This is a genomic window from Rhodococcus sp. 05-2256-B1, assembly GCF_002258465.1.
In the GTDB taxonomy this organism is placed as follows: Bacteria; Actinomycetota; Actinomycetes; order Mycobacteriales; family Mycobacteriaceae; genus Rhodococcoides; species Rhodococcoides fascians.
This window is the reverse complement of record NZ_NOZA01000031.1, coordinates 1-12,023: the sequence shown is the minus strand read 5'-3', so window position 1 is coordinate 12,023 and position 12,023 is coordinate 1. Positions and strand designations below refer to the sequence as shown.

General features: G+C 64.5%; 11 protein-coding genes. 3 read left to right on the top strand and 8 right to left on the bottom strand.

From position 1 onward, the window contains the following. The first annotated feature begins 62 nt into the window (after positions 1-62). Positions 63-1,322, top strand: coding sequence for an aminotransferase family protein (locus CH285_RS20025; protein WP_032391489.1), 1,260 nt, complete (start codon positions 63-65; stop codon positions 1,320-1,322). Here CH285_RS20025 and CH285_RS20020 read toward each other — a convergent pair. Then, entirely contained in the window at positions 1,306-1,536 is a 231-nt protein-coding gene (locus CH285_RS20020; protein ID WP_027496860.1) for a hypothetical protein, read from the bottom strand. The genes CH285_RS20025 and CH285_RS20020 overlap by 17 nt on opposite strands. A gap of 37 nt (positions 1,537-1,573) precedes the next feature. Between CH285_RS20020 and CH285_RS20015 the strand changes: the two genes are divergently transcribed. After that, positions 1,574-2,248, top strand: coding sequence for a hypothetical protein (locus CH285_RS20015; RefSeq protein ID WP_027496861.1), 675 nt, complete (start codon positions 1,574-1,576; stop codon positions 2,246-2,248). On the opposite strand, the gene CH285_RS20010 is transcribed toward CH285_RS20015, so the two are convergent. The 7 genes from CH285_RS20010 to sthA form a co-directional block, all read right to left on the bottom strand. Beyond that, positions 2,238-2,912, bottom strand: coding sequence for a PhzF family phenazine biosynthesis protein (locus tag CH285_RS20010; RefSeq protein ID WP_094642979.1), 675 nt, complete (start codon positions 2,910-2,912; stop codon positions 2,238-2,240). The genes CH285_RS20015 and CH285_RS20010 overlap by 11 nt on opposite strands. A 96-nt stretch (positions 2,913-3,008) precedes the next feature. Further along, entirely contained in the window at positions 3,009-3,548 is a 540-nt protein-coding gene (locus CH285_RS20005; RefSeq protein ID WP_032372559.1) for a carboxymuconolactone decarboxylase family protein, read from the bottom strand. A 1-nt stretch (position 3,549) separates the two neighbouring features. After that, on the bottom strand, positions 3,550-4,137 hold the full coding sequence (locus tag CH285_RS20000) for a peroxiredoxin (protein ID WP_032366622.1): 588 nt from the start codon (positions 4,135-4,137) through the stop codon (positions 3,550-3,552). Positions 4,138-4,591: 454 nt separating this feature from the next. Next, on the bottom strand, positions 4,592-7,108 hold the full coding sequence (locus CH285_RS19995; protein WP_027496866.1) for a DEAD/DEAH box helicase: 2,517 nt from the start codon (positions 7,106-7,108) through the stop codon (positions 4,592-4,594). Positions 7,109-7,172: 64 nt separating this feature from the next. Continuing rightward, entirely contained in the window at positions 7,173-8,213 is a 1,041-nt protein-coding gene (locus CH285_RS19990) for an alpha/beta fold hydrolase (protein ID WP_094642978.1), read from the bottom strand. A gap of 225 nt (positions 8,214-8,438) precedes the next feature. Beyond that, positions 8,439-9,383: a proteasome assembly chaperone family protein gene (locus CH285_RS19985; protein WP_027496868.1), complete on the bottom strand. Its 945-nt coding sequence runs from the start codon at positions 9,381-9,383 to the stop codon at positions 8,439-8,441. A 181-nt stretch (positions 9,384-9,564) separates the two neighbouring features. Then, a complete protein-coding gene (gene sthA, locus CH285_RS19980; RefSeq protein WP_032366488.1) occupies positions 9,565-10,980 on the bottom strand; it encodes a Si-specific NAD(P)(+) transhydrogenase in 1,416 nt (471 codons plus the stop codon). A gap of 164 nt (positions 10,981-11,144) precedes the next feature. Here sthA and CH285_RS19975 point away from each other — a divergent pair. After that, positions 11,145-12,023: S-(hydroxymethyl)mycothiol dehydrogenase (locus CH285_RS19975; protein ID WP_094643070.1), on the top strand; the 879-nt coding region annotated here is incomplete at its 3' end.

The window sequence follows — 12,023 nt, the reverse complement described above, 5'->3', positions numbered from 1 at the left end:
CGAACTCCGTCCGGGAACGAACCGATGCACTCGCCGAATTCGACGTGACTACTGTGTAGCGCATGTCTTCCGACCTGGATCCAGCCGCCTCCACACACACCTCCGCGCTGTGGCACGGCTTCGCCGACATGGGCAACGTCACCGCCAATGGGCCGTTCGTCGTCTCGCGAGGCGAGGGTGCGTACATCTTCGACAACGAGGGCAACCGATACCTCGACGCCACCGCCGGTCTGTGGTTCACCAACGTCGGTCACGGTCGCCGCGAGATCGCCGACGCCGTTGCCGCGCAGCTGAGCTCGATCGCGCACTACTCCAACTTCGGCGACTTCGTGCCCGAGACCACGTTGGCACTGGCCGATCGTCTCGCCGCCATCGCACCGGTGCCGGGCAGCAAGATCTTCTTCACCTCGGGCGGATCGGACTCCATCGACACCGCGGCGAAGCTTGCGCGCCGCTACTGGGTCGAAATGGGACGGCCGTCCAAGAAGATCATCGTCGGGCGGCAGAAGGCCTACCACGGCATGCACGTCGCCGGCACCGCGCTCGCCGGCATTCCGGTCAACAAGGAGAACTACGGCGAGCTGATGCCGGACGCCAGAACAGTGGCGTGGGACGACGCGAAATCGCTTCTCGCGCTGATCGAAGAGGTCGGAGCCGAGAACGTCGCCGCCTTCTTCTGCGAACCGGTGATCGGAGCGGGTGGAATCTACTTGCCTCCCGAGGGCTACCTACGTGAGGTACGGCAGATCTGCCGCGACAACGACGTGCTGTTCGTCGCCGACGAAGTGGTGACCGGATTCGGCCGGATCGGCGGTAGTTGGTTCGCCTCCACCCGCTTCGAGCTCGAACCCGACCTGATGACGACCGCCAAGGGGTTGACGTCGGGCTACGTCCCGATGGGCGCCGTGTTCATCGCTCCGAAGATCGCCGAACCGTTCTTCGCAGGCGGAGTCTGGTGGCGTCACGGCTACACCTATGGTGGCCACGCAGGTGCAGCCGCCGCAGCGATGGCCAATCTCGACATCATCGAGCGCGAGGACCTGCTGAGTCACTCCAAGCGCATCGAAGCCGCACTGCACACCCACCTCGCGCCCCTGGCCGACCACGATCGGGTCGCGGAAGTCCGCAGCGGCATCGGCGCTGTCGCTGCCGTTCAGCTCGCCGACCCGGCGGAGGCATTACCGTTCGTGAAAACGTTGAGAGCTCATGGTGTTTCGGGCCGCGCGGCCGGACAGGGTGCAATGCAGATCTCGCCGGCGTTCGTCATGACCGACGCCGAGATCGAGGATATGGCCTCGCGCATCCTCAGTGCGCTCGGCTGAACCGGAGTCTGCTCAACAGCTGCTTCCCCCGCGAGAGCGGGGGAGCAGGTTCGGGTTCCGGCTCAGCGGAGATTGCGGCGAACCGCCGGTGCAGCTGATCGCGCACTTCGTCGGGCGCATACGCGCGCCGCTTGCGCTCGGACCGCACCACCAACGCCCCGGTGGCCGCAACCCCGGCCATCCCGGCGAGACCGAGAGCTTTCCAGACGTTCATGCGGCAACCGTACCGCCACGAGATCTAGGGTTGGTCCATGAATCCGTCGCGAATCAGCCTCGATACCGCTGTGGATGCCACCAGAACCGGCGACATCTGGATCTTCCGCGGCCACTCGTCGGCGGACCGCGCAATCCAGGCTTTGACGAACAGCCCGGTCAACCACGTCGGTATGGCCGTCGTCCTGGACGACCTCCCGCCGCTGATGTGGCATGCAGAGCTCGGAAAGTCGTTGCAGGACATGTGGACCGGAAACTTCCAGCGTGGAGTGCAGCTGCACGACCTACGCGCTGCCGTCACGCACTGGGCCCAGCGGTATCAACAGCGTTGTTGGCTGCGGCAATTGGACGGATACGCCGGTCGTTCCCCAGGCTCCACTCCGGCCGTGACGAAGGAGCAGGAAGACGCGCTGCTTCGCACCATCGCGCGGATGGACGGAACGGCTTTTCCGACCACCGCGGCGCTCGCCGGTCGGTGGTTCCGTGGACGCGTGCCGGCGCTCCGGAAGAACGCGCAGGAGAGCGCTGCGCTCGAAACCGCGTACTGCGCCGAAGTTGTTGCGATGACCTACGACTCGATGGGTCTGTTGACGGGAAACAAGAAAGCCAACTGGTTCGATCCAGGAAAGTTCTGGAGCGGAGACCGTCTGCCACTGGCGGAAGGGGTGCGTCTGGGTGAGGAAATCGAAGTGGACGTGCCCGTCACACCGTGATCGAGTCGTCGTCGACGCTTCGGCCCCCGAGCTCCACCCACCCATCCTCGTCGACGGTGGTCCACAGCGCAGACCCCGCACTCTGGACGATGTTCAGGCCCCGACCGAGCTCGGCAGTGAGCCGGACGGCGGCAGCACCTGTTGCCTCGTCCTCGGCGATTCCCATCATCGGCGCGAACATGCGCGAGCGCAGTTCGGCGCGCTGCTCGTCGGTCCAGGCCCAGATGTAGTGGTGGCCACTGTCGTAGGTGTTCGGATCTGCCGCTGCCACCTCGGCTGCGTCGTGGACCTGATGAAACGTGAACTGCGGAGTCCACTCGGCGCGTGCACGCACCCAGGTGAGCTCGCCGTCGTAGCGGATGTCGAGCGTGGCAGCGGGGACGGTGAGCGTCTGCACCGAGTGTCCGTTGTTGCGAAGCCACCAGGACAATCCGACCGTCGGATGTCCGGCGAACGGGAGCTGCGTCGCCGGGGTGTAGATCGTTGCCGACGCGGTACCAGGTGACGAGCGATCGACGAACACCGTCTCGCTGAAACCCAACTGCCTAGCAACATCCTGCCTGTCGCTCTCGCCTACAGCCTGTGCGTCGACGATGCCCAGTGGATTACCGAACCTGCCGTCGGCATCGGTGAACACTCGGACGACGGACACTTCGATAGCCATGCGGGGACGTTACCAATACGTCGTCGAGGCGTCTCGATCGACGACGAACGGGGACCCGCCGCAGCGGATCCCCGTTTCGACCTGTTCAGCGGAACCTCAGACGGAGGCACCGTCGAGTACGCGGCCGGCCTCGACGGCCTGCGCGACACCCGCGACGATCGATGCGGCGCGAATTGCCTCGAAGATCTTCTCGCGGTCGACGCCCTCGGCGCGCAGAGTCTTCTCGTGCGCCTCGAGGCAGTGGTTGCATCCGTTGACGGCCGAGACCGCGAGCGACCACAGCTCGAAATCGGCCTTCTCGACGCCAGGGTTGCCGATGATGTTCATACGCAAGCCGGCGCGTAGATCGTCGTACTTTCCGTCCAGGTAGCCCTTGGTGCGGTAGAAGACGTTGTTCATACCCATGATCGACGCGGCACCCAGAGCGGCGTTGTACGCCTCGGCCGACAACGAGTCGGCGGCGTCCTCGGCGATCTCCTTCAACGTGGTCGAGGACTTCGACGCGGCGGCCACCGAAAGCAATGTGCCCCAGAGCTGTTGCTCGCTGAGCACGGTGGACCGCACGATCGAACCGAGGTTGAGCTTGAGGTCCTTCGCGTATTCGGGGACGGCGTTCTTCAAATTGTCGATCGACATGTCAGACGCTCGCCGTCAGTAGTTCGCCGGCGTCGATGGTGGGATCGCCCTTCTTCCAGTTGCAGGCGCACAGCTCATCCGACTGCAGTGCGTCCAGTACTCGAAGAACCTCGTCCACATTTCGACCGACCGATCCGGCGGTGACCGAGACGAACTGGATCTCGTTGTTCGGGTCCACGATGAAAGTGGCCCGGTCGGCGACGCCGTCGGCATTGAGAACACCGGTGGCAGCGGCCAATTCGCGCTTGAGATCCGAGAGCATCGGGAAGGGGAGCGTCTTGAGCTCGTCGTGCTGCGCGCGCCACTGGAAGTGCACGAATTCGTTGTCGACGGAGGCGCCGAGGACCTGCGCGTCGCGATCTTCGAACTCGTCGTTGAGCTTGCCGAATGCTGCGATCTCGGTGGGGCACACGAACGTGAAGTCCTTGGGCCAGAAGAAGACGATGCGCCACTTTCCGGCGTGGTCGTCGCTGGTGACGGTGGTGAAGTAGTCGTCGGGCTGCTGCGCGTTCACCTTGGACAGGTCGCCGCCGATGACGGCGGTGAGATTGTATGCGGGGAACTGGTCGCCGATTGTCAACAGTGCCATGTGGTCTCCTCGTGTCGAAATGATCGCGTCGGTTCCGTCGGGAAGCGGTTCGGCTCGGTGGCGATTGTGCAGCCGCACGAGCTCGACCGACCTGGACGAGTGTGCCAAAAATGGGCCGAAAGGTAAACGTGATGAGTGGCACTGGACCGACAGGCGTGCCCGATCGACGCTGTCGACCGACGCAGTCTTGTGCGCGCTCCGTTCATTACCGCCACTTCGTAACGGCGACAACGCAATTGAAGTCGACCCCGTTTCGAGTCGTCGAATACTCGGTACCTGTCCAACCTGCCGAATGTACGGAGCATTTCGTCTCCGTCGTACTGCCCGGTCGTGTACTCGGCGGACGCCCCCCGACCTTTGCCGCGCAACGCAATTCGGGTCGAGAGTACGGAACGGGTCGGCCATAGCCGACTTCGCCACGCTCGCAGGCCTTCTCGCGCACGAGGCGCATGCATCAGCCGGGCGTGACGACGATCTCGTCGAACACGATTTCTCCGGCCGCGTCGGATTCGGCGAGGTCGATGACAGCATCGAGGGACCAGCCGTGGTCGCCGTCCGGATCTTCGAGTACTTGGCGGACCGTGGTGGATTCCGCACCGACGTTCAGGGTGAACAGCGCCGGCCCGCGAGCCGAGGGGCCGGTGCCGATGAACCCGTACTCGGCGAAGAACGGCTCCAATTCCTCCTCCCAATCCGGCCCGTCGTCCAGGTCGTCGAGCGCGTTCCATTGACGACGCGCCGCCAGATCGACCCTTCGAAAGATCGCGTTACGGGCCAGGATTCGGAAAGCCCGTGGATTCGCCGAGATTGGACGCGGCGCATCGGACCCGTACGCCTCGACCAGGGCTTCCGGTTCGGCACCGGGATCGGTCAGGTTCTCCCACTCGTCGAGCAGGCTGGAATCGACTTGCCGAACCAGCTCGCCCAGCCACTCGGTGATGTCTTGGACCTCCTCGGTGCGCGATTCCGGCGGAACCGTCTGGCGCAGAGTGCGGTACGCGTCGGCGAGGTAGCGCAGTACCAAGCCCTCCGAGCGCATGAGGCCGTAGTGACTGATCAGCTCCGCGAAGGTCATCGCGCGCTCGACCATGTCACGGACGACGGACTTGGGCGACAGGCCCACCTCGGAGAGCCACGGGTGAGACCCGCGGTAGATCTCGAAGGCCGGAACGAGCAGCTCGGCAAGGGGTTTCGGCCAGGTGACCTCTTCGAGGAGTTCCATCCGCTCGTCGTACTCGATGCCGTCGGCCTTCATCTGGGCCACCGCTTCGCCGCGTGCGGCATGTTGCTGCGCCATCAACACCTGGCGGGGATCGTCGAGCGTCGACTCGATGATCGACACCACGTCGAGCGCGTGGGTGGGGGAGTCGACGTCGAGCAACTCGAACGAGGCCACCGCGAACGTCGACAACGGCTGATTGAGCGCGAAGTCCGGCTGCAGGTCCACCGTCAGCCTGGCATGGCGCCCGTCCGCGTCCGGCTCGGCCAACTGTTCGACGATTCCGGCCTCCACCAGGCCGCGGTACAGCGACAGCGCACGCAGGATGTGCTTGCGCTGAGCCGGCCGGGTCTCGTGGTTGTCCTCGAGCAGATGACGCATCGCGTGGAAGCAATTACCCGGCCGCGCAATGACATTGAGCAACATCGCATTGCTGACCGAGAACCGGGACGTCAACGGCTCCGGGCTCGCCGCGATGATGCGCTCGAACGTCGGCTCGCCCCAGGATACAAAGCCGTCGGGTGCCTTCTTGCGCTGTACCCGCTTGAGCTTCTTCGGGTCGTCACCGGCTTTGGCCACGAGCCGCGCATTCTCGATGTCGTGCTCGGGTGCCTCGACCACGACGGTGCCGAGGGTGTCGTACCCCGCGCGGCCCGCGCGTCCCGCGATCTGATGGAACTCGCGCGCTCGAAGCTTGCGTGTTCTGATGCCGTCGTATTTGGTGAGTCCGGTGAACAGCACGGTCCGGATGGGAACGTTGATGCCCACGCCCAACGTGTCGGTACCGCAGATCACCTTCAACAGACCGTCCTGCGCCAGTTTCTCCACCAGCCTGCGGTACTTGGGAAGCATGCCGGCGTGATGAACCCCGATACCGTGACGGACCAGTCTGGACAGCGTCGACCCGAAGCCGGTGGTGAAGCGGAAATTGCCGATGGCCTCGGCTATCGCGGCCTTCTCTTGCTTGGACGCGACATTGATGCTCGTCAGGGCCTGAGCGCGTTCGAGTGCCGCTGCCTGGGTGAAGTGCACGACGTACACCGGAGCCAGGTGCGTCTGCACCAGCTCTTCGATCGTTTCGCCGATCGGGGTGGTGACATACGAGAACATCAACGGGACAGGCCGCTCGGTACCGGAGACGACGGTGGTCGTGCGGCCGGTACGTCGGGTCAGATCGTCGCGGAAGAACGAGACGTCGCCCAACGTCGCCGACATGAGCAGGAACTGGGCGTTCGGCAGTTCGATCAGAGGTACCTGCCAGGCCCACCCCCGGTCCGGCTCGGAGTAGTAGTGGAACTCGTCCATGATCACTTGGCCGATGTCGGAGTCGGCACCCTGCCGCAGTGCCAGGTTCGCGACGATCTCGGCAGTGGCGCAGATGATCGGCGCACCGGAATTGACCGACGCGTCGCCGGTCATCATGCCGACGTTCTGCGCTCCGAAGATCTCGCACAGGGCGAAGAACTTCTCGCTGACGAGCGCCTTGATCGGCGCGGTGTAGAAACTGCGAATGCCTGCGGCCATGGCCGCGAAGTGGGCACCGATGGCGACCATGGACTTTCCGGAACCGGTCGGCGTGGCCAGGATGACGTTGGATCCCGACACCAGCTCGATCAGCGCCTCTTCCTGCGCGGGATACAGCGTCAGGCCCCGGTCCGAAGCCCAGGTGGTGAACGTGTCGAACAGGACGTCCGGGTCCACGCCGTCGGAGGTGGCGGCGGAAACGTCGGGTATCAGTTCGGTGAGGAGCACCTCTACAGGCTATGTGTCGGTGACGGCGGTTCCGAATCGACACCGAACGCCTGCGACCGGAGCGTCAGGTCGCGCTTCGCTCGTCGGACCCCATGGCCCCGAGCACGGCCATCCTGGTGCTCGAGCTGCCGCTGATCATGTCCTCGCCGACGCCGGTGATGAGCAGGTTGCGCCAGCGCACGTCGTCGAAACTGAGCGAGGGAGTCGAGTCGATGAAGTCCTCGAGGACCTGAAGGAAGCGCATCGGATCGTCGCGAAACGGGAAGTGTCCGGAATTGTCGAACACTTCCAGCTTCGAACCGGGCATGGCGGAATGAGCCAGCCGGGCGTGCGCCACCGGGATCACCGAGTCCTGCTCACCCCACACCAGCAGCACCGGCAGGTTCTCGGTGAGATAGCAGCGGTCCAGCATCGTGACCACCTGGCCACGCCAGTCCACCACGGCACGCAACGTCCGTAGGTAGGCCTCGTATGTCGTCGGTGCAGGCAGTTCGCTCAGCACTCGGATCAGATCGGGGGTGTCGTGCAGCATCGACCCCGGTCGCAGTGGGGAGCTGTGCAGTTTGCTCAACAGGCCGCCGGCCAGCTTGACCGCCGGTATCGCGCCCGGCAAGCGCAGCAGCTTCACCGCCTCGGACAGGAACGGCATCGTCGCCAGTCGCAGAAGGGGGTGCACGTCCTTGGTCACTCCGCCCGAGGACACCAACGCGAGGCGATCGACCATGTGCGGGAACTGATAGGCGAACTGCATCGCCACCCCGCCGCCGAGCGAATGGCCCACCACGGTGACGTGCTCGATGCCCAGGACGGACAACAGATCGCGCATACCGTTGGCGTACGCGGCAACGGAATAGTCGGCCCGAGGTTTGTCGGAGCGGCCGTGGCCGAGGAGATCGGGTGCGATCACCGTGTAGCTCTTGGCGAGGTGCGGGATGACCTCGTTCCACGTCTCGGAATTGTCACCGATCCCGTGGATCAGCAGCAGCACAGGGCCCTCACCGGCCATGCGAAAGGCCCGCCGATAGCCGTGAATGGTCCGAAAGATCAGCCGCGGTTCCTCGTCGGGAACCGGCCGGAGCTTACGACTGCGCGGAGTAGTGGACATTCGCGCCTCCTGATTCCCTGGTGCGCCGACGTACGGCGCAGTACGGCGTCGCTGCTCACGAGAGCGCAGCAACACAGACGACGGTTGTGTGTTGCTACGACTCTCGCACGAGATCGCGCTCGGGGCAGAGCATCGGGCGTATTGCGGGTTACAGGTATGTTGCGATCCGCCGGGGCTGTCGCATATGACTGGATCCCACTGCTTTCGCTGTGACCAGCTCCACAACTACCGGGGTGCTTGCCCGTCTCCGTCGTCGAGGCCGGCCTGCTCGGCCAGGAACCGCTCGAACTCGGCACCCAGCTCGTCGCCGCTGGGGAGCGGCTCGTCACTGGCCAACAGCGTGGACTGTTGTTCCTGCGCGGCGACATACGTGTCGTACTGGCGCTCGAGCGCCTGTACGACCGACTGCACTTCCTCGTTTCCGGTGATGTGCTCGTTGACCTGCTCCCGGACGCGAGCCGCGGCCTCGCCCAACGCTGCCAACGGTAGATCGAGCTCGGCAGCTTCACCGACGTTCTCGAGCAGCGTTTCCGCAGCCCCCGGGTAGTCCGTCTGCGCGAGATAATGCGGGACGTGTACCGAGAAGCCCATCGACTCGTGGCCGTGCTGTGCCATCCGTAGTTCGAGCAAGGACGATGCACTACCGGGCACCTGCAGCTCGCCCGCCCAGCTGTTGCCTTCCTTGACCAACGCCCTGTCGCTCGCGTGCGCGGTGACGCCCAGCGGGCGGGTGTGCGGAATGGCCATTGGAATGGAGCCGAGACCGATCGTGCGCCGCACTCCGAGCTGCTCGGCAAGCAGTCGCACTGCCGTCGTGAACTTCTCCCATCGCAGATCGGGCTCCATGCCTGCCAGAAGAAGGAAGGGGGTCCCCACGTTGTCCTTGACGGCATACAAGTTGAGCTCGGGAGCGTCGTAATCCGAGAAGTGATCGGACTTGAACGTCATGGTCGGCCGACGGGACCGGTAATCGATCAACTCGTCGACATCGAAGGAGGCCACCAGCTCGGTTTCGAGACTCTCCCGCAGATGGGTCGTCGCAAGCTTCACGGCATGGCCGGCGTCGGAGAAACCTTCCAGCCCGTGCACCAGCACGGGCCCGACTCCGTCGTTGGAGAAAATTTGAGGTGCCGGAAATTCCAGCTCGTACATCTTCGACTGTTCGGTCATGGCCGGGCCCCTTTCGGATCGACTCGTCGATGCCTCGACGCGAGCATCGGGTCAGAATACGCGGACCGTCTGCTCGAGCCGCATACACGCCGACGTCGATCGTGGTGAATCACTACCCGACAGAACAACCGCGGAACCGTCGTTCATTCCCGGTCGGCGATTCGGTCCCCGCGTCGACGCATCAGCGGTCGAAATTTGCCAGGGCTCGGATCTTGTTGGTGACGTCCAGTGCGGCGACCTTGTACGCCTCGGACAACGTCGGATAGTTGAAGACCGCATCGACCAGGTAGTCGACGGTGCCGCCGCACCCCATGACGGCCTGACCGATGTGCACCAGATCCGTGGCTCCCGAACCGAAGATGTGCACGCCGAGAATCGAACGGTCCTCGGTGGAGACGAGCAACTTGAGCATCCCGTACGAGTCCCCGGCGATCTGGCCACGGGCGAGTTCGCGGTATCGCGACACACCGACCTCGTAAGGAATGGATCCCTTCGTCAGATCGACCTCTGTCGCGCCGACGTACGAGACCTCGGGGATGGAGTAGATGCCGATCGGTTGGACGTCGGTGAGCTGCGCGCTCGGTTCCCCGAACGCGTGATACGCCGCCAACCTGCCCTGATCCATCGACGTCGCCGCCAACGCCGGAAACCCGATGACGTCGCCGACGGCATAGATGTGGTCCACCTTGGTCTGGAAATGCTCGTCGACGAAGATGCGCCCACGGGCGTCGGCCTCGAGGCCCGCGTTCTCGAGTTCGAGGGCCGTGGTCAACCCCTGGCGACCCGCCGAGTACATCACCGTCTCCGCCGGGATGCGTTTGCCGCTGGCAAGGGTCGTCACCGTGCCGTTCGGCCCGACGTCCACCGCGGTGACTGCTTCACCGAAGCGGAACGTCACCGCGAGATCGCGGAGGTGGAACTGCAGGGATTCGATGATCTCGCGATCGCAGAAGTCGAGCATCGAATCGCGTTTCTCGACGACGGTCACCTTGGTGCCCAGGGCGGCGAACATCGAGGCGTACTCGATCCCGATCACGCCGGCACCCACGACGACCATCGACGCCGGGATGAACTCCAAGTTCAGAATGCCGTCGGAGTCCAACACCCGGTAGTCGTCGAATGCGACGTCGGCGGGTCGCGCGGGGGCGGTGCCGGTGGCGATCACCACGTTGGCGGCCGAGACCGTGATGCGCTCGCCCCGGGCCTCGTCCTCGACGACGATGGTGTGTGCATCCAGAAACTTGCCGACCCCGGTGATCAGCTCGATGCGGTTACGGAGCAGTTGCGAGCGCACCACCTCGATTTCCTTACCGATCACATGCTGGGTTCGGGCCAGCAGGTCGGCGGGAGTGATGTCTGCCTTGACGCGGTAGCTCGCGCCGTACAGCTCTCGCTGATTCATCCCCGTCAGATAGAGAACGGCTTCTCGGAGTGTCTTGGACGGAATGGTTCCGGTGTTGACGCACACGCCGCCGAGCATGTGGCCCTTCTCCACGATCGCCACTCGCTTGCCGAGCTTCGCGGCCGCGATCGCGGCCTTCTGGCCGCCGGGGCCCGAGCCGATGACCACCAGGTCGTATTCCATGGGTGCAGACATCGTTCATAGGTACCGCTCGCACGAGAAGACTGTGTGCCCGCTCGGTCACGAGCGTGTGAATTCCGCGGCTCGTCCCACCGAACGAATGCAGATGTCGCCACGTGACGATGCGTTGTGCGAGGCTGAACCGAGCACGCAACACACGATTTTAAGTGGAGGAATACATGCCGCAGCAGGTCCGCGCCGTCGTCGCCAAGAGCAAAGGCGAGCCCGTCTCGATCGAGACGATCACCATTCCCGATCCCGGCCCGAACGATGTCGTGGTCACCATCGCCGCGTGCGGGGTGTGTCATACCGATCTGCATTACCGCGAGGGCGGTATCAACGACGAGTTCCCGTTCCTGCTCGGCCACGAAGCCGCAGGCACCGTCGAAACCATCGGCGATGCTGTCACTCATGTCGAGGTCGGCGATTTCGTGGTGTTGAACTGGCGTGCGGTGTGCGGGGAATGCCGAGCCTGCAAGAAAGGCACCCCCTGGTATTGCTTCGACACCCACAATGCATCGCAGAAGATGACCCTCGCCGACGGCACCGAACTCTCCCCTGCGTTGGGGATCGGGGCGTTCGCCGACAAGACCCTCGTCCACGAAGGCCAGTGCACCAAAGTCGACCCCGACTCCGATCCGGCGGTCGTCGGGTTGCTCGGCTGCGGGGTGATGGCCGGACTCGGTGCGGCGATGAACACCGGGAACGTCTCCCGCGGTGATTCCGTCGCCGTGATCGGGTGCGGCGGTGTCGGGGATGCTGCGATCGCCGGGGCCCGCCTGGCGGGGGCGTCGACGATCATCGCCGTCGACCGCGACAAGAAAAAACTCGACTGGGCTCTCGAACTCGGGGCCACGCACACGGTCGACGCCTCGCAGGTCGATGCCGTCGAGGCCATCCAAGAGCTCACCGGTGGATGCGGGGCAGATGTGGTCATCGATGCCGTCGGCCGCCCGGAGACGTGGAAGCAGGCGTTCTACGCCCGCGATCTCGCCGGGACCGTCGTCCTCGTCGGGGTGCCGACCCCGGAGATGACATTGGAGATGCCACTCATCGAT